This window comes from Micromonospora sp. ATLC16 (assembly GCF_057196645.1).
The window spans coordinates 1-17,879 of sequence record NZ_JBXUOW010000086.1 but is presented as its reverse complement, the minus strand read 5'-3'; the positions used below and the strand labels follow the sequence as shown (position 1 = coordinate 17,879).

Below are 17,879 nucleotides of genomic sequence, written 5' to 3'. Positions count from 1 at the left end.
CCGAGGACGAACCGCCCGCCCCCCCCGCGCCCCCCGCCCCCCCCCCCCCCCCCCCCCCCCCCCCCCCCCCGCCCCCCCCCCCCCCCCCCCCCCCCCCCCCCCCCCCCCGACCGGTACGCGTCGGTCGTCAGTTCTGCGGGGTGTCACCGTGTCCGCGCGGATGCCGCCACCGGTCGTTGGGTTGCGCCTCGCGCTGCGCGCCCAGCGGGTTGTCCTCCGGCTCGTCGGTCTCCTCGAAGCTCGGCCGGCGTACCTCCTCCGGCTCCGGCACGTCGACCGGCCGGGCGCCGGACTGCGGCGCGGGCTGGTACGCGACGGCCTCCCGCGCGCCGTGCGCTCCCTCGGCACTCGGTGACTCCGGCATGTGCACCTCCCGGCGGATCTCGTCGCGGAACTCCTGTGGCGGCCGGGTGGTCCGTTGGGGAAGGTCGCGGCCCAGGTCGGAGACGAGTTCGCCGTACTTGGCATCGAACGCGGGCCGCTCCGAGCGGATCCGGGGCATCCGGTCGAAGTTGCGCAGCGGTGGCGGGCAGGTGGTGGCCCACTCCAGGGAGTTGCCGAAGCCCCAGGGATCGTCCACCGCCACCTCGGCGCCGTAGCGCCAGGACTTCCAGGCGTTCCACATGAAGAACAGGGTGGACGTGCCGAGCACGAAGGCGAAGATGCTGGAGATCGTGTTCAGTGTGGTGAACCCGTCGGTGGGCAGATAGTCGGAGTATCGCCGCGGCATGCCCTCGTTGCCGAGCCAGTGGTGCACCAGGAAGGTGCCGTGGAACCCGATGAACATGGTCCAGAAATGCAGCTTGCCGAGCCGCTCGTCGAGCAGGCGACCGGTCATCTTCGGCCACCAGAAGTAGAAGCCGCCGAAAAGCGCGAAGACCACGGTACCGAAGACCACGTAGTGGAAGTGGGCGACGACGAAGTACGTGTCCGTGACGTGGAAGTTTGCCGGCGGGCTGGCCAGCAGTACGCCGGTGAGCCCGCCGAACAGGAAGGTGACCAGGAAGCCGACGGCGAACAACATCGGCGTCTCGAAGGTCAACTGGCCCTTCCACATGCTGCCGACCCAGTTGAAGAACTTCACCCCGGTCGGCACCGCGATCAGGTAACTCAGGATGCTGAAGAACGGCAACAACACCTGACCGGTGGCGAACATGTGGTGCGCCCAGACCGTCATCGACAGCACGGTGATCGCGGTGGTGGCCAGCACCAGACCGGTGTAGCCGAAGATCGGTTTGCGGGAGAAGACCGGGATGATCTCGCTGATGATGCCGAAGAACGGCAGCGCGATGACGTAGACCTCGGGGTGGCCGAAGAACCAGAACAGGTGCTGCCACAGCATCGGCCCGCCGGTGTCGGGGTTGTAGACCTGCGCGTCGAGCAGCCGGTCGGCGCTGAGCGCCAGCAGCGCGGCGGCCAGCAGCGGGAAGATCAGGATCACCAGCACGCTGGTGAAGAGCATGTTCCAGGTGAAGATCGGCATCCGGAACATGGTCATGCCCGGCGCGCGCAGGGTCAGGATCGTGGTGATCAGGTTGACCGCGCCGAGGATGGTGCCCAGACCGGACACCACCAGGCCGATCACCCACATGTTCGCGCCCACTCCGGGGGAGTTTTCGACGGTGCTCAACGGCGTGTACGCGGTCCAGCCGAAGTCGGCCGAGCCGCCCGGGGTCAGGAACCCGCCGACCACCATCAGCCCGCCGAACAGGTAGAGCCAGTAGGCCAGCGCGTTGAGCCGGGGGAATGACACGTCCGGCGCACCGATCTGGATCGGCACGATGTAGTTGGCGAAGCCGAACGCCGCCGGGGTGGCGAACATCAGCAGCATCACCGCGCCGTGCGAGGTGAAGAGTTGGTTGTACTGCTCCGGGGCGAGAAACTGCAGACCTGGCCGGGCCAACTCGGCCCGGATCACCATGGCCTCGATCCCGGCCAGCATGAAGAAGCCGAACGAGGTCAGCAGGTAGAGCAGGCCGATCTGCTTGTGGTCGGTGGTGGCCAGGAACCTGACCAGCTTTCCACCCGGAAGCGGCCTGCGCAGCGGTCCGGGATAGCCGCCGAACCGGGCCGGGGCAAGGATCGCCGGGCCCCGGTCCTGTCCGGGTTCGGTGGTTACCCGTTTGGGCATGAGCGCTCACCTGCGTTGACGATGGAAAGGGACGGGCGTGGTTACCCACCCCGTCGACCATGTAACCAGGCGAGAGCGGTAATTTCGGTCAATTCGCGGGTAGTGTGGCCCAGACGGCCTTTCCAGCGCCGGCCGGTGCACTGCCCCAACGGTGGGTCAGCTCGCGTACCAGCAGCAGCCCCCGACCGCCCTCGTCGCGCTGCCCGGCCGCGCTGGGCCAGGCCGCCGCGCTGCTGCCGTCGATCACGGCCAGGTGCAGCCAGGGCCGGCGCAGGGTCACCGTGACCTGCATCGGGGTACCCGCGTGCCGGACCACGTTGCCGACCAGCTCGCTGAGCACCACCGAGGCCGGACCGACCGCCTCGGGCAGGTTCCACCGGGCGCAGGCGTCGGCCACCAGTTCCCGGGCCCGCCGACAGGCCGCCGCCACCGGGTCCAGGCGCAGCCGCAGCCGGGTCACGGCGGAAGCGCCGGCGAACCGGCTCGCCTCGTCGCAACTGTTCCGCATCGGCACCACCCGGCAGGCCGTGGAGCCGGTCAGCAGGGCGGCGGCTTCCGGGCGCGGTGCGCAGAGCACCAGCGGCACCACCGGCCAGTCTGCGGCCCGACGCGCCACGGCGGCGAAGACGGACACCGCCAGCTGCTCCTGCACGGCCAGCTCGGTCAGGTCGACCACCAGCGCGTCGGGCTGCCGGGCCAGACACTCCTCCAGATGCGCGTACACCGCCCGCATCGAGATCATGTCGAGGGTGCCGGCCAGACGCACGACGGTGACCTGTGCTCCGTCGTGCACCTGGCAGGTGATCCGGCTCGCCATCTCCACCCTCGTCTCGGCGGTCTCGCAGAGACTGGCAGGTACCCGGCCCTCCACCGGGTGAAACGCAACCGTGCGGCCGGACACGTCTTATGCTGCGGCGACCTGTCGTCGCGGCAGCTGGTGCTGCAACTCCGCCAGCGGGGGCCGCTCCTCCACGGTGACGTCGCTGACCACGATCTCCCGGTCCAGGTTCGGCAGTGCGTCCGAGCCGCCCCGGCGGAACTGGGTCAGCAGGGCGGTGGGCAACACGTCCGAATTCGCCCAGCCCCGGCGCTGCAGGCGCGACCAGGCGGTGAGCATGATCTGGGCGGACATCCGGCCCAGCGCGGCGGTGTCCTGGTGCCGGTGCTTACGCTCGCCGAGATCCACCTGGGCCAGGGCGTCCAACCCGACGAGTTCGAGCAGGTCGATCAGCATGGCGGTCTCCACGCCGTAGCCGGAGACGAACGGCACCCGCGACAGCACCTCCCGGCGGCCGGCGTACTCACCGGCGAGGGGCTGCACGAACCCGGCCAGTTCCGGCCAGAACAGGTTCAGCATCGGCCGGGCCATCAGCTCCGTCACCCGGCCGCCGCCGTCGGCCTCCACCCCGCTGCTGCTGACCAGGGGCCGGTGGTAGAACCCCTTCACGAAGTCGACCGACGGGTCGGTCAGCAGCGGGCCGAGCAGCCCGGTGACGAAGTGCGGCCGGAACTCGCGCAGGTCGGCGTCGACGAAGGCGACCACGTCGCCCTCCGCCGCGGCCAGGCCGGCCCAGAGCGCGTCTCCCTTACCGGTCAGCCGGGGCAGCCCACGGGTCATCGCGTCCTGGCCGACCACCTCGGCGCCGGCGGCCCGGGCCACCGCCGCAGTGCGGTCGGTGGACCGCGAGTCGACCACGATCAGCTCGTCGACCAGCGACACCCGGTCCATCAGGTGCTCGCGGATGGTCGCCACGATCGCCCCGACGGTGGCCTCCTCGTTACGCGCCGGTAGCACCACGCTGACCCGGCTGTCACCCTTGGCCCGCAGGAGCCGTCGGGTCGGCCAGTCGGCCGCCGAGGTGGTCCGATAGGTGGCCCAGGCCTCTACCACAGGCGAGACAAGAGATTCGTTGTTGCGCACATGCACCCCCTCGTCGGCGGGAAGACCGGGAGATGGATTTCCCAGCACCCCGCACGCTAACCGGATCGGTCCCCAGCTTGATCACAAGCGTGCTCCGGTCACGTTCCCGGCTGATGAACCTTTGATTGCGTCCACCAGCCAGGCCCGATTTTCGCGTCCGTGCACCTCTGGCCTCGCTTATGCGCTGGACGTCCGCTATGTCGAGAGGGCGAGCGCAAGATTGCGCGGATTCGGGCGGGCGGGCGGGACGCTCAAGATCGGCCCGGTCGCGTACCGTTGCGGCTCATGGGTGTGTCGCAACGGTTGAAGACCAGGTTCCGCCGGTTCCTCCAGCGCCCGGGGACCACGGTCGATCTGGGCCCGCTGGAGAAGCTGCTGCCGGTCATCGAGACCCGCGAGGAGGAGATCTCGGCGTTCGACGACGCCGAACTCACCGAGGCGGCGACCGCGGCGTCGAGCTACGAGGAGATCTGTGCGCTCGGCCGCGAGGCGGCCCGCCGCGGCATCGACCAGCGTCCGTACGATGTCCAGCTGTTGGGCGCCATGTCGCTGCTCTCCGGCAAGGTTGCCGAGATGGCCACCGGTGAGGGTAAGACGCTCACCGCTGCGATCGCCGCGTACGGGCACGTCCGGCTGGGCAACGGGCCGGTGCACGTGCTGACCGTCAACGACTACCTGGCCCGCCGCGACGCCCAGTGGATGGAGCCGATCTACACCCTGCTCGGGCTCACCGTCGGCTGGGTCAACGAGGCGTCCACCCCGATCGAGCGGCGAGCCGCGTACGCCTGCGACGTCACCTACGTCTCGGTGAGCGAGGCCGGCTTCGACTTCCTCCGCGACCAGCTCGTCACCGACATCGAGGACCGGGTGCAGCGCCCGCTGCGTACCGCGATCGTCGACGAGGCCGACTCGATCCTGATCGACGAGGCCCGGGTGCCGATGGTGCTCGCCGGCTCGGTGCCCGGCGAGCAGGACCCGGTCCACGCCGCCGCGGCGCTGGTGCGCGGTCTGCGCAGGGGCAGGCACTACACGGTGGCCGAGGACGGCCGGAGCGTCGCCTTCACCGCCACCGGTCTGGCCGCCGTCGAGGCCAAGCTCGGCATCGACCTGTACGACGAGGAGAACGTCGAGCAGCTCTCCGCGGTCAACGTGGCGCTGCACGCGCACGCCCTGCTGCACCGGGACGTGGACTACATCGTCCGGGACAACACGGTCGAGCTGATCGACGAGATGCGGGGGCGGGTCGCCCAGCGCCGCCGCTGGCCCGACGGGCTCCAGGCGGCGGTCGAGGCCAAGGAGGGGCTGGACGCCACGGCCGAGGGCGAGGTGCTGGGCACCGTCGCCGTGCAGGCGTACGTCGGGCTCTACCCGGTGGTCTGCGGGATGACCGCCACCGCGGTGCTCGTCGGCGACCAACTGCGGGAGTTCTTCGGCCTGGAGGTCGCGGTGATCCCGCCGAACACCCCGTGTGTGCGGGTCGACGAGCCGGACCGTATCTACGCCACCCGGGCGGAGAAGGAGGAGGCGCTGATCGACGAGATCCGGCGCTGCCACGCCGACGGGCGCCCGGTGCTGGTCGGCACGCTGGACGTCAAGGAGTCCGAGCAGCTGGCGGCCGGGCTCAACGCCGCCGGGGTGCCGTGCGTGGTGCTCAACGCGAAGAACGACGACGAGGAAGCGGCGATCATCGCCGAAGCCGGCGCGTACGGCACGGTCACCGTCTCCACCCAGATGGCCGGCCGGGGTGTGGACATCCGCCTCGGCGGCAGCGACCAGGCCGACCGGGAGCGGGTCGCCGAGCTCGGCGGTCTCTACGTGATCGGCAGTGGCCGGCACGACAGCCGCCGCGTCGACGACCAGCTTCGTGGCCGGGCCGGTCGGCAGGGCGACCCCGGTGGCTCGGTCTTCTACGTCAGCCTGGAGGACGACCTGGTCGTCCGCCACGCCGGTGACACCGTGCCGCCGTCACCCCGGATGAACGCCGACGGCCTGGTGACCGACCCGCAGGTGGACTACGCCGTCGAGCATGCCCAGCGGGTCGCGGAGGGGGTCAACCACGAGATCCACCGCAACACCTGGCGCTACAGCGTGGTCGTCGAGCAGCAGCGCAAGGCCCTCGCCGAGCGGCGGGAGCGGCTGCTCACCAGCGACGTCGCGGCCCTGATGCTGCTGGACAAGATGCCGGAGAAGGCCGGCGAGATGGACGAGGACCTGCTGGCCCAGGTGGCCCGGTCGATCGCCCTCTACCACCTCGACCGGCTGTGGGCGTCGCACCTGGCCGAGCTGTCGGAGGTCCGCGAGGGAGTGCACCTGCGGGCCCTGGGACGACTCGATCCGCTCGACGAGTTCCACCGGGCCGCGGTGCCGGCCTTCACCGAGCTGGTGCCGGCGATCGAGGCGCGTACCCTCGCGACCTTCGCCGAGACCGAGTTCGACGAGGACTGGGAGCCCGACGCGGCGGAACTGGTCCGCCCGAGCGCCACCTGGACGTACCTCGTGCACGACAACCCGTTCGGCTCCGAGCTGGACCGGCTGATCGCCTCGGTCGGGCGACGACTCAGCGGGGCCGGCGCCCGCTGAGTCGTCCGGTCCGGCCCACACCTGCCGGTGGCACCCGTACCCTGGGAGGGGCCCCGGTTTGCGCCGCTTCGACCGTTGTCGGCGCGGGTAGTAGGGGCGATCGTGATGTCCAGGGCGGCTCCAGCGCGGGGGCCCAGTCGAGGAGGATGCGGGTGACGACGCTGACCGGGCGTACGGGAGCCGCGGGCTCGTGAACCTGGAGACGCGTACACCGCTGACGGAGCCGCTCGGCGTGTTGGAGACGGCTGCCCTGCTGCGGGAGTTGACCGCCGGGCTGATCGCCGTGGACGACTTCGACGCGGCGCTGTCCGCGCTGGTCCGGATCACCCGGGACGCCCTCGGCGGCGTGGCCTGGTGCGGGTTCACCGCCCTGCGGGCCGGCGAGCCGGCCGGCGTGGCCGCCTCTGAACCCCGGCTCAGCGGCCTGGACGACCTGCGGTACGGTCCGGACACCCCGGCGATGGAGGCGATCCGCCGCCGGGAGATGGTCGGCGCGGAGGAACTGGCCACCGAAGCGCGCTGGCCGGACTGGACACCGCAGGCCCGCGAGCTGGGCGTACGCGGGGTCGTCTCGGCCCCCGTCGACATCGATGACCAGGTGATCGGCGCGGTCAACCTGTACGCCGCCCAGCCCGACGCGCTGACCCCCGGCCACCAGCTGACCGCGATGCTGCTGGCCGAACACGCCAGCCTGCTGCTGGCGGCGGTGCGCGACCGGGAGAAGCGCGCCGCGCTGATCGGGCAGCAGGACAGCGCGCTGCTCAACGAAGGCGTGGTCGGTCAGGCGGTCGGCGTCATCATGACCCAGCGCGGCTGCCCCGCCGAGGACGCCCTCGACGTGCTGCGCAGCGCGGCATCGTCGCTGTCGATCCCGCTTCGGGAGGTGGCGGAGCGGCTCGTCAGCACGGTCTCGCGGCCCCGGGACAACTGACCGGGGCGTGTCGTTTCGCCCGGGTGGCGCCCGGGTAGCACCCTGGACTGATGGACTGAACCTATCCAGGGGGACCACGATGCAGAGCCGGCTGCGGGTGCAGGGACACCCCATCCAACCGATGCTGGTGACCTTTCCGTACGGGCTCTTCGTCTGTGCCGCCATCTTCGACCTCGCCGACGTGGTCGGCGGGCCGGCCTTCGTCGGTGAGGTCGGCTACTGGACGGCGGTGGCCGCGCTGGTGACGGCGGCGTTGACCGCGGTGGCCGGGATGGTGGACCTGTGGGACGTGCCGCCCGACCGGACTCGCTACACGGCGATCAGCTTCAATGTCGTCAACGCCGGCATGGCCGGGCTTTTCCTGCTCTCCTGCCTGGTTCGGGCGGACGCGACGGACCGCGGTGCCACCCCGGCGCTGCTGGTCGTCGAAGTTCTCGGCCTCGTCGTCGGTGGAGTGGGCGTCCACCTCGGCGCGCGGCTGATGCGTCACTTCGACAGCACCCGGCCCGAGACGACAAGCGTCGAGTTCGTGCACGGCGTGGACGCCCCCACCGTCGAGGTCGTACGCCCCCGTCCGTAGCCGCCCGGATGCTGCTGCGCCCGACGGCGTCGGCGCCGACGCTCCGTCGGATAACGCGTTGCCGGAGCGGTCCCGGCCGGCCAGCCTGACACCCGTGTCGGAAGAGACGAGCTTCGAGGATCTGATCGCCGAGGGTGCCGCCGCCCCGGTCGACGGGTGGGCGTTCGACTGGCTCGCCGGGCGGGCCACCGAGGAACGTCCACCCTGGGGATACGCGCGGCTGGTCGCGGCGCGGATGGCGCGCGCCGACGCGGCGTTGGACATCGACACCGGCGGGGGAGAGGTGCTGGCCGAGGTGCCCCACCCGCCACACCTGCTGGTCGCGACCGAGGCGTGGCCGCCGAACGTGCCGGTGGCGCGGGCCAACCTGGCAGCACTCGGGGCGAGCGTGGTGGCGGTGCACGCCGACGCGCCGCTGCCATTCGGTGAGGCCACCTTCGACCTGGTGGTCAGCCGGCATCCGGTGCGCACCGATTGGCCCGAGGTGGCCCGGGTGCTGTGCCGGGGCGGTACGTTCCTGTCCCAGCAGATCGGTCCGGGAACCGTACGCGAACTCAGCGAGGCGATTCTCGGCCCACTGCCGCCGCCGACGCACCGCCATCCGGAGCACGCCGTGGCCGCCGCCCAGGCGGCCGGCCTGACCGTGGTGGACCTGCGCGAGGCGACGTTGCGGACGGTCTTCCACGACATCGGTGCGGTGGTCTGGTTCCTGCGCAAGGTGATCTGGACCGTGCCCGACTTCGCCGTGGCGGCGCACCGACCCGCGCTGCGGCGCCTGCACGATCGGATCCGCGCCGAGGGATCCTTCGTGGCCCACGCCCGCCGCTTCCTCATCGAGGCCAGAGCGTAGCCCGCGCGCGTCCACCCGGGCCGCCCGTGCGGCGGGCGCCGCGCGGGCACCACGTGCGCCTCGGGCGAGACCTCGAACCGTGGACCTAGGCGCGGAGGAGGGCGAGCATCTCGGGCAGGTCGAAGAACTCGGCGGTGGCCACCGCCGAGGGGTTGCCGCCCTCGGGGTCGGCGCCCGCGCCGAGCAGTGCGCGTACCGCCTCGGTGTTGCTGCGGAACACCGCCGCGGCCAGTGCCGTCTGGCCCCGGTCGTTGGCGCGGGAGTGATCGGCGCCGCGGTCGAGCAGCGCGCGCACCGTCTCCGGGTGGGCGTGGTACGCCGCCAGGATCAGCAGGCTGTCACCCTTCTGGTTGGTCAGGTTGACCGGTAGCCCCGCGTCGACGTACCCGGCGAGTTCCGTGGTCGCGCCGTCACGCGCCAGGTCGAACATCCGGTGCGCGAATTCCAGGGTCTCGGCGTCGAGTTCGTCGCTCACCGGTCCAGGTTAGTCGCCGCCGTCGCACCGGTCGCGACCGCCAGCCGAACAGTGATCGCCGCCTGTCGGTTGGCCGAAACCACTGTCCCGTCCGCGTGACGGTCGCGGCTCGGGAGCGCGAAAAGCTGACGTCACGCCGGGTACGGACATCCCGTTCCGAAGGCCGCGAACGGTGTGGACCACCCCCCGCATCAGGTCAACTTGGCGACTCTGCTGTAATCATCTGACCTCGTACGCAGAGCGAGCGGACGGCTCCGAAGTGTCGGTCAATTGTCACATTCATGCAACGCAGCCGCCTCTTGACCCTCGCACGGGCACCGGGAAGCATCGATAAAGCGGCGTCCCGGGGCCGTGGGGAATACCTGGACCAGCCAAGGAGGACCATGTCGGTCAGCCCCGCTTCGTCGCGCGCCGGATGGCATACGTCCCAACCCGCGGTGCCCGGTCGACCCCCCGGCGGCCAGCGTCGTCCCGCCAACACCGCCGCGCCAGTCCTGACGGTCACCCTGTCCATCCCGCTGGCATGTGAGGAGTCGCTGACGCCGGCCGCGCGGCGGTTGCTCGACGCGGCGCGGGAGATGCTGGAACGAGGCGAGGGCACCATCATCACCGTCGGTCCGGTGGTGCCGGAACGCCGCGGCGAGACCGTGCCGGCGGGTCGTACGCCGTCGCGACAGCTCGCGCCCGCCATTCCCGCCCTGCACATCCTGGCGTCCTCCCGGTCGGTGCTGCGTGACGGCGAGCCGTTGCCGCTGACCCGGCTGGAGTTCGATCTGCTGCTGCACCTGGTCGCGAATCCCCGGCGGGTCTTCACCCGGCTCCAGTTGCTCAACGCCGTCTGGGGTTACGAGCACGCCGGCGTACGCACGGTCGACGTGCACGTGCGCCGGCTACGCGGCAAGGTCGGTGTGGACGTTCCGTTGGTCACCACCGTCTACGGCGTCGGTTACCGGTTGGCCGACGACGCCCGGGTCACCCTCGACCGCGCCGGCTGATCGCGTCGCGCCGGCCCGGCCCGGGCTCGCTGCGGCTCAGCGGGCACCATGGTTGGATGCGCGTACGTCCCATCTCACCGCCGCTCCTGGTCAGCGAGCTGGCCGAGCGGCTGGCCGGCGCGATGTCGACCGGACGGCTGCGGGTTGCGATGGACGGTGCGCCGGCCGCCCGTCCCGAGCACCTGGCCGACGCCCTGGTCGAGCCACTGCGCGCCCTCGGCCACCCGGTGCTGCACGTGCGGACCGGGGACTTCCTGCGCCCCGCCTCACTGCGTCTGGAACGGGGCCGGGCCAACCCGGATTCGTACTACGAAAGTTGGGTGGACGAGGCCGGTCTGCGGCGGGAGGTGTTGGACCCGGCGGGGCCGGACGGGCCCGGAAGGGTGCTGCCCTCGCTCCGGGACGCCCGGACGGACCGGGCCAGCCGGGCCGCCTACGTCGACCTGCCACCCGGCGGGGTGGTACTGGTCAGCGGCGCGTTCCTGCTCGGCGGCGGGCTGGCGTTCGACGTCGTCGTACACCTGGAGATGTCGGCCGCCGCGCTGCGTCGGCGCACCGACACCGATCTGGCCTGGACCCTGCCGGCGTTCGACAGGTACGCCGCCGAGGTCGACCCGGCCAGCTTCGCCGACGTGGTGGTCCGGGTCGACGACCCGCGTCGCCCGGCGTTGGTGGAATCCGTCGACGGGTCGGTTTGAGTCGTCGAAAGCGAGGGTAAACGCCGGGCTCACAGCGCCCGGGTGCGATGACTTGGGCGGTATGGCCGGGCGTGGACCGACCCGCCCGCGAAGACCACAGGCCCAGGAAAGGCAGGCAGCGATGCTCGTCCACGACACGGTCGGCACCGGCCGATCCCAGGCGGAGACCGACCAGATCCGGCTCTCCCTGCAGGCCCGTCACGACGAGCTGACCGAGGAGTACCAGCAGGCGGTGCAGCAGAGCCAGGTGCTGCGGCTCGTCGAGGTCGGCGACACCGCCGGCGACGACCAGGCCGACAGCGGCACCAAGACCGCCGAGCGGGACACCGCACAGTCGCTGCTGCGGACCATCCTGGACCGTCGCGCCCAGTACGAGCACGCCCTTGCCCGGCTCGCCGAGGGCACCTACGGCTTCTGTGAGGGCTGCACCGCGCCGATCCCGGTCGAACGGCTGGAGATCTTCCCGTCGGCCACCACCTGCGTCACCTGCAAGCAGACGCGCGAGCGTCGGGCAGCCTGACCCACAACGGTTGCCGGTCGCTCCGGGGACACGGTGGACTCCACCCTTAGACCTCGCGGTGGTGCGCCTCCACGGGCACAGAGACCGGCTGACGTCCCCTCCGCTGTGCCCCGCGGCTGTGATGTGCCGTGGACGGTTCTCACCCGGGTGGGGTGAGGGCAGCTCACCTGGCTGCGGCCGAGCATGGGTCGGGCGGGCGACGCGCCGTTGGCGATCGTCCGCGCGGTGGCGACACCACGGAGGTGACCGCGATGACCGTTCGGGGCGTACCGCATCGGCGGCGAAACGGCGTCCTGCGCACTGTCGGAGCGTCCGAGCAGCCTCGACGGGCCGCCCGGGCCGGACCCGACAGCCCGATCCGGTACCGGCGCGGCCCGGTGGGTCCGCCGCGACGTCAGGACGACCGACGGTGGGAGACCGACCTACGGGGGTGGACAGATGGCTGAGCAGTTCCAGTCCGCGATCGAGTCCTCGATGGACAAGACCAACCTGATCCTGAGGGACATCGAGCAGGCGTACGGTTGGCCGAAGGAGCGACGCAACCAGTCGTACGCCGCGTTGCGTACCGTGCTGCATCTGCTGCGCGACCGGATGCCGGTGCAGGAGAGCGTGGAGTTCTCCGCGCAGCTGCCGGTCGTGGTGCGGGGCATCTACTTCGACGGCTGGCAGCCGCAGAACGTGCCGATCAAGCTCAACCGGGACGACTTCCTCTACGAGGTCCGTCAGGGCTTCCCGTACGACGTGGCCGGCGGCCCGGAGCGGGTGGTCCAGGTGGTGCTGGACACCCTGCGTCGGCACATCACCCAGGGCGAATGGGATGACGTCAAGGAAACCATGCCCACCGATCTCGCCCGGATCATGCCCTGATCCCCGGCCCGTCGTGACCCGCCCCGCCCGCATCGGCGAACGGGTCATGCCGGATGGTTCGGACGATTACGGTGGGACGAGGTGTGTGGTTACAGAAGATCGGGAGCGGGGTACCACCCGCGGCAGGACGCACCCGACCGATGGTGGCGGGGGCGGGTCAATCCGAGGGAGCACGATGCCACTCAACGACGATGACATGCAGACCACCAGCGGCGGCGGGGCCGAGGGTCCGGCCGACGGCGGCGCCACGCCGGGTCAGCAGGACGGCGGCGCCGACGGTGGCGCCGAGGGTCCGGCCGACGGCGGTGCGACCCCGGGTCAGCAGGACGGTGGCGCCGACGGTGGCGCCGAGGGTCCGGCCGACGGCGGTGCGACCCCGGGTCAGCAGGACGGCGGCGCCGACGGCGCAGCTCGGTAACGGATAGCCATGACGCATCTCGAACCGCCGGGCGGCCACGGCCGCCCGGCGGCTCCGTCGTCGGCGACCGTGCCGTTCGGCCTCGCCGAGCCCGCCGAACTGGTCTCGGCCACGGCCGCGTTGGCCCGCTGCGTCAGCGTGGAAGCGGCGAAGTTCGCCGCCGCGCACTGGGGACGCACTCCGTTGTTGTCCCGCGCCGCCGAACTGCCCAACCCGGCCGGCTTCACCGATCTGCTCGGCCCCGCCGACGCCGACGAACTGCTCAGCCGGCGGGGTCTGCGTACCCCTTTCCTGCGGGTCGCCAAGGACGGCCAGGTGCTGCCCGCGGCGCGGTACACCGGCGGTGGCGGCGCCGGCGCCGAGATCGACGACCAGGTCCTCGACGAGAGGATCCTCCAGCTGTACGCCGACGGCGCCACCCTGGTCCTGCAGGGTCTGCACCGCACCTGGCCGGCGTTGATCGACTTCACTCGGGACCTGAGCCTGGCCGTGGGACAGCCGTTGCAGGTCAACGCCTACCTGACTCCGCCGGACAGCCAGGGTTTCGCCACTCACTACGACACCCACGACGTCTTCGTGCTGCAGGTCGACGGCCGCAAGCACTGGCGGATCCACCCGCCGGTGCTGCCCGACCCGCTGGAGCGGCAAGCGTGGGGCGGCCGGGCCGACGAGGTCGCCGCGACCGCACAGGGGTCCGCCGCGCTGGACGTCGTCCTGGAACCGGGTGACGCCCTCTACCTGCCTCGGGGCTGGCTGCACAGCGCCCAGGCGCAGGAGTCCAGCTCGCTGCACCTGACCGTCGGCGTCCGGGCGTTGACCCGGTACGCGTTGGTCGAGGAGTTACTCGCGTTGGCCGCCGAGGACCAGCGACTGCGGGCGACCCTGCCGTTCGGCACCGACGTGGCCGATCCGGACGCCATCGAACCGGAGCTGACCGAGACGGTCGAGGCGCTGCGGGACTGGCTGCTGCGGGCCGACCCGGCCGCCGTGGCCGCCCGGCTGCGGCAACGGGCCTGGTCGGCGTCGCGTCCGGCGCCGATCCGGCCGTTGGCACAGGCCGCCGCGATCACCGCGCTGACCGCCGACAGTCGGGTCACCGTCCGTGCGGGCCTGCGCTGGCAGCTGGTCCCCGAGGGCGAACGGCTGGCGTTGCGCCTGTTCGACCGTACGGTCACTCTGCCCGCGCAGTGTGGACCCGCGGTCCGGGCGCTGCTCGCCGGCCCGGCGATCCGCGTCGGCGACCTTCCCGGCCTGGACTCCGACGCCGACCGCCTCACCCTCACCCGCCGCCTGCTCCGCGAGGCGGCCCTGACCCCCGTCTGATCGGACCGCCGCCCACGGCGATCAACGGGTTGCGTCGGTCCCGCCGGAATCTCGACGCGAACCTCTCGATCGACGGGTCTCCAGGCTCGCGCGGTCAGGGAAGGGGAAGGGCCAACAGGAAGAGGGTGGTGGTGAGGCCGGCGATGACGACGATGAGGACGGGGCGGGGGCTGAACACGGCGTGGTGACGGTCGGCGATCAGACGTGCCGGGACCAGCCCCAGCACCGGGCCGAGCAGCGTCACCACCAGGGCAAGTACCGGCAGGCCGACGGCCAGGTCACCGTCGTTGCGGGCAGCCAGGGCGCGGGCGACGGCGCCCAGCACGTACGCCAGCACACCACCGCCGACACCGCACAACGCCAACAGCGGATTGAGGTTGCCCGGTAGCTCGCCGGGCTGACGGGTCCGACGCAGCAGATCGCGTACGCCCTCCAGCAACGCGACCGGGTCGCCGGTCGCCTCCGGCGCGGGCGTCGGCGGCGCCCCGGCGCGTCGTCCACCACCGCCCAGGCGGCTGTTCAGCTCCTGCCACAGCACCGCCACCTCGGCGTCCACCCGTTCCTGTGCCTCGCGCGCGGCGGCCAGCTCCCGCTCGGCCCGGTTCACCTCGTCGGCGGACTCGGCCACCGCCCGGTCCGCCGCCGCGCGCTGCTGGTCGTACCAGTCCCGCGCCTCCTCGCGCTGCTCGCGCACCCGGGCGGCCAGCTCGGCGAGCCGTCGCAGCTGGGCGGTGTAGGTCTGGCTGGTGACCGGTTCGTTCATCGTGCCGGCCCGTAGGGAATGATGGTCTGCCCGGTCCGGTGCACCGCCCGGTCGAAGAAGAGCCCGCGCCACGGTCGGGGGTACCAGTCCGGCCCACCACTGCCCGGGTACAACGACGGGCCCAGTTCCCCGCCGTGGGTGTCCAGCGCCACCCAGGCGCCGATCTGATCGGTGCGGGCGCCGGTGCCACCCAGGTCGGCGCGCATCCGGGCCACCCCACGCCACCAGGCCAGCACGTGGGTTCGTCGCTCGGGGCCGTCGTGCAGGATCCGGCGCAGACTCTCCAGCCCGGTGGCCCGGCCGGTACGTGCGGCGAGCGTCCCGGCCGCCGCGTCGACGGCGAACAGCAGCAGATAGTGAGGTGCTCCGGTGGCGCCGGGCGCACCCAGGGTGTCGGCCGTCTCGGCCATCAGCTCGGCCACGGTCTCCTCGTCGTACCAGGCGGCGTCGTCGGCGAGATCCTCGTACAGGGCCCGGGCGGCCGGATCGGCGTCGGGATCCAGGCAGGCGATCGAGAAGCGGGCGCTGCCGGGGCGGTGCTGCCGGGCCAGCGAGCGGGCCGCCGAGTCCAGCACCGCGCACGCCTCGTCGACCCGGGTGCCCAGCACGGCCAGGTTGCGGCCCGGTGCCCGGGGCAGGCGCAGCACCGCCGAGCGGGCCTGCACGTCGATGATCTCGCCGAGGAGCGCGACCGGCCCTCGGGGCGTACCGACCTCCGGCGCCCGTAGCGCCCGGAAGTCCGGTGCGTCGGCCAGCCGGGGAACGGCGTCGCCGTCGAAGAGACGGGCGGGCGAAGCCTCCGCCGGACGCATCCGCCACAGCCGGTGCTGCAGGTCGCTCCACGTCTCCCAGTCGCTGGCCGACGGGATCCGGGCCACCTGGTTGCCCTCGGACAGGCCCGACTCGGCGTTGACCACGGCGTGGAACTTCGGCAACGACTGGGCGGCGTCGTTGCGTTCGGCGAGGATGCGCAGCGCCTTCGGCAGCGCGATCCGCAGGGTGAACTGGGCCACCAGCGCGGGCCGGCCCCACAGCGCCTCGATGCCGCGTACGTCCTGTGAGGCCAGCACCAGGTGGATGCCCTGGGAGCGGCCCCGGCGGGCCAGGTCCTCCAGCAGGTCGGCCGCCTCCCGGGCGACCGCGTCCCGGCCGGCCAGCAGCATCTGGAACTCGTCGACCACCGCGACGATCCGCGGCCAGTGCCCGGTCGGGTCCACCGCGCGCAGCTCGGCCAGCTTCGTGACCTCGTGCTTCTTGGCCGCGTCCGCCCTCCGGCGCAACTCCTCGGCCAGGAAGCGCAGCAGCGCCAGGCCGAACTCCCGGTCGGTGTTGACGTTGATGCCGACCAGCCGCATGTGCGGCAGCCAGCTCGGATCCCGCCGGCCCTGGGCGAACCGGGCGAAGGACACCCCCTCCTTGAAGTCCAGCAGGTAGAACTCCAACTCGGCGGGGGAGTAGCGGGCCGCGAGGGCTCCGATCCAGGCGAAGATCAGATTTGTCTTGCCGGTGCCCGAGGGCCCCCCGATCAACGCGTGCGGTGGATAGTCGCCGAGGGCGAGCAGCACCGGGCGGCCCTGCGGTCCCTCACCGATCGGCGCGGTCAACCCGGTCGCCGAGTCGTCCCGCCACATCTGGTCGGCCGGCGGCAGCAGGTCGGTGAACGGGGTGGGTGCGGGGCCGGCGCTGACCACGGAGGCGATGTCCCGGCAGGTCTCGGTGATCAGGGCAGCCGGCGGGGGCGGGTCGAGCCGGACCGGCAGGCTGTCGATCTGCGCATCGTCGGCGGTCACCGTCACCCGGGTCACCGCCGGTTGGTCGGGCACCGGCACACCCCGCACGATCAGGTGGACGCCGCAGGCCGCGCCGGCACGGACCACCCGGTCGAGCTGGCCGCGCTCGTGCCGGGACAGCTCGTCGCCGCCGAGCAGTACCGCGACCCGCCATGGCTCCGGGCGGCGTCCCGTCGCGGCGGCCAGATCGCGCAGCGACGCGTGCTCACCGGCGAGGACGGTCTCGTTGATCCGGCGGATCTGCTCCACCAGGTCGTCCAGGAGCCGGCCCAGCCCACCCGGGCCGACGAAGGTGAGCAGCCCCGCCGGACCCAGCGGGGCGAATCCGGCCAGTCCGCCGCCGAGCCGGTCCGGGTCGTAGCCGACCAGCCGTACGCTGCCCGGTGCCGCCCGGCCCAGGGTGCGCAGCAGCAGCGCGGCGACCACGGCGGAGCAGCCGTCGGCGTCCCCGTCCAGCGTCACGTGCCCGGAATCGAGCAGCGGGACCAGCGCCGGTACCGGCTCGGTGCCGGCCAGCCGGACGGTGCCGATCCGGGTCGCTCCCGGTGGTTCGGCCCGCTCTGCCGGGGTGGGACGCCATCCCGGCCAGTCCGCCGAACCCGCGCCGGGCGCCTCCCGGGCCGCGGCCTCGGCCGCCTCCCGGGCCAGCACGGCCAACCGCGCCGCGTGCCGGGAGTCGATCTCGGCGAGGCGGCGGTCGCGTTCGACGCCGACGCGCGCCGGCACGGCGGCGGCGGCCCGACGCACCCGCACCGCCCGGTCGGCGGCGGCCGAGAGGGTGATCTGTGCCGTGGCCGACCGTTCCCGGGACGCGCCGAGTGCTTCGGCGAGCAGTTCCCGGACGCGGGTGACCAGCTGACTGCGCCGGTCAGCCATCGATCCCGCGCCTCGGCTGGCCGACGAGCCCGTGGTGGGCGGTGGGGCGGGACGGCGCCTCGGCCCACGGTGTCGGTCGCGCACCCCCGGAGCTGGCCGGCCCGGATGTCCGGCCGGGCGCCGGTCGTCCGCCGAGACCCGGCTCGCCGCCCCGCCCGACC

Annotated in this window: 16 protein-coding genes; 10 read left to right on the top strand and 6 right to left on the bottom strand. The window is 72.4% G+C overall.

What is annotated here, in order from left to right; translation table 11 throughout:
• Window positions 1-127: 127 nt before the first annotated feature.
• The 3 genes from ctaD to AC2CHE_RS24205 form a co-directional block, all read right to left on the bottom strand.
• The gene (gene ctaD, locus AC2CHE_RS24215; RefSeq protein ID WP_484507151.1) at window positions 128-2,131 is read right to left on the bottom strand and encodes an aa3-type cytochrome oxidase subunit I; all 2,004 of its coding nucleotides are present in this window, start codon (window positions 2,129-2,131) and stop codon (window positions 128-130) included.
• Between the two features lie 88 nt (window positions 2,132-2,219).
• The gene (locus tag AC2CHE_RS24210; RefSeq protein ID WP_484507150.1) at window positions 2,220-2,948 is read right to left on the bottom strand and encodes an ATP-binding protein; all 729 of its coding nucleotides are present in this window, start codon (window positions 2,946-2,948) and stop codon (window positions 2,220-2,222) included.
• Window positions 2,949-3,035: 87 nt separating this feature from the next.
• Window positions 3,036-4,022, bottom strand: coding sequence for a glucosyl-3-phosphoglycerate synthase (locus AC2CHE_RS24205; RefSeq protein ID WP_484507149.1), 987 nt, complete (start codon window positions 4,020-4,022; stop codon window positions 3,036-3,038).
• Between the two features lie 315 nt (window positions 4,023-4,337).
• Between AC2CHE_RS24205 and secA2 the strand changes: the two genes are divergently transcribed.
• From secA2 to AC2CHE_RS24185, 4 genes are all read left to right on the top strand, one after another.
• Window positions 4,338-6,632, top strand: a complete 2,295-nt coding sequence (gene secA2 / locus AC2CHE_RS24200) for an accessory Sec system translocase SecA2 (protein WP_484507148.1) — start codon at window positions 4,338-4,340, stop codon at window positions 6,630-6,632.
• A gap of 190 nt (window positions 6,633-6,822) precedes the next feature.
• Window positions 6,823-7,563, top strand: coding sequence for a GAF and ANTAR domain-containing protein (locus AC2CHE_RS24195; protein ID WP_484507147.1), 741 nt, complete (start codon window positions 6,823-6,825; stop codon window positions 7,561-7,563).
• A 79-nt stretch (window positions 7,564-7,642) separates the two neighbouring features.
• Window positions 7,643-8,143: a DUF2231 domain-containing protein gene (locus AC2CHE_RS24190; RefSeq protein WP_484507146.1), complete on the top strand. Its 501-nt coding sequence runs from the start codon at window positions 7,643-7,645 to the stop codon at window positions 8,141-8,143.
• Window positions 8,144-8,237: 94 nt separating this feature from the next.
• Complete coding sequence (locus tag AC2CHE_RS24185; protein ID WP_484507145.1) at window positions 8,238-8,993, top strand: class I SAM-dependent methyltransferase; 756 nt, start codon at window positions 8,238-8,240, stop codon at window positions 8,991-8,993.
• Window positions 8,994-9,078: 85 nt separating this feature from the next.
• Here the strand turns inward: AC2CHE_RS24185 and AC2CHE_RS24180 are convergent, their stop codons facing one another.
• Window positions 9,079-9,468: an ankyrin repeat domain-containing protein gene (locus AC2CHE_RS24180; RefSeq protein ID WP_484507144.1), complete on the bottom strand. Its 390-nt coding sequence runs from the start codon at window positions 9,466-9,468 to the stop codon at window positions 9,079-9,081.
• Between the two features lie 383 nt (window positions 9,469-9,851).
• On the opposite strand from AC2CHE_RS24180, the gene AC2CHE_RS24175 reads away from it, so the two are divergent.
• The 6 genes from AC2CHE_RS24175 (at window position 9,852) to AC2CHE_RS24150 (ending at window position 14,289) form a co-directional block, all read left to right on the top strand.
• Window positions 9,852-10,463 carry a winged helix-turn-helix domain-containing protein gene (locus tag AC2CHE_RS24175; protein WP_484507143.1) on the top strand — a complete coding sequence of 204 codons (612 nt, stop codon included), beginning with the start codon at window positions 9,852-9,854 and terminating at the stop codon, window positions 10,461-10,463.
• Window positions 10,464-10,519: 56 nt separating this feature from the next.
• Entirely contained in the window at window positions 10,520-11,161 is a 642-nt protein-coding gene (locus tag AC2CHE_RS24170; RefSeq protein ID WP_484507142.1) for a nucleoside/nucleotide kinase family protein, read from the top strand.
• Window positions 11,162-11,282: 121 nt separating this feature from the next.
• Window positions 11,283-11,681, top strand: a complete 399-nt coding sequence (locus AC2CHE_RS24165; protein ID WP_093402778.1) for a TraR/DksA family transcriptional regulator — start codon at window positions 11,283-11,285, stop codon at window positions 11,679-11,681.
• 438 nt (window positions 11,682-12,119) lie between these two features.
• Window positions 12,120-12,548: a DUF2267 domain-containing protein gene (locus AC2CHE_RS24160; protein ID WP_484507141.1), complete on the top strand. Its 429-nt coding sequence runs from the start codon at window positions 12,120-12,122 to the stop codon at window positions 12,546-12,548.
• Between the two features lie 175 nt (window positions 12,549-12,723).
• On the top strand, window positions 12,724-12,966 hold the full coding sequence (locus tag AC2CHE_RS24155) for a hypothetical protein (RefSeq protein ID WP_484507140.1): 243 nt from the start codon (window positions 12,724-12,726) through the stop codon (window positions 12,964-12,966).
• 9 nt (window positions 12,967-12,975) lie between these two features.
• On the top strand, window positions 12,976-14,289 hold the full coding sequence (locus tag AC2CHE_RS24150; protein WP_484507139.1) for a cupin domain-containing protein: 1,314 nt from the start codon (window positions 12,976-12,978) through the stop codon (window positions 14,287-14,289).
• A 94-nt stretch (window positions 14,290-14,383) separates the two neighbouring features.
• On the opposite strand, the gene AC2CHE_RS24145 is transcribed toward AC2CHE_RS24150, so the two are convergent.
• Window positions 14,384-15,052 (bottom strand): hypothetical protein, encoded by a 669-nt coding sequence (locus AC2CHE_RS24145; RefSeq protein WP_484507138.1) that lies wholly within the window; start codon window positions 15,050-15,052, stop codon window positions 14,384-14,386.
• Complete coding sequence (locus AC2CHE_RS24140; protein WP_484507137.1) at window positions 15,049-17,718, bottom strand: FtsK/SpoIIIE domain-containing protein; 2,670 nt, start codon at window positions 17,716-17,718, stop codon at window positions 15,049-15,051. Before AC2CHE_RS24140 ends, AC2CHE_RS24145 begins: the two co-directional genes overlap by 4 nt.
• Between the last annotated feature and the right edge of the window lie 161 nt (window positions 17,719-17,879).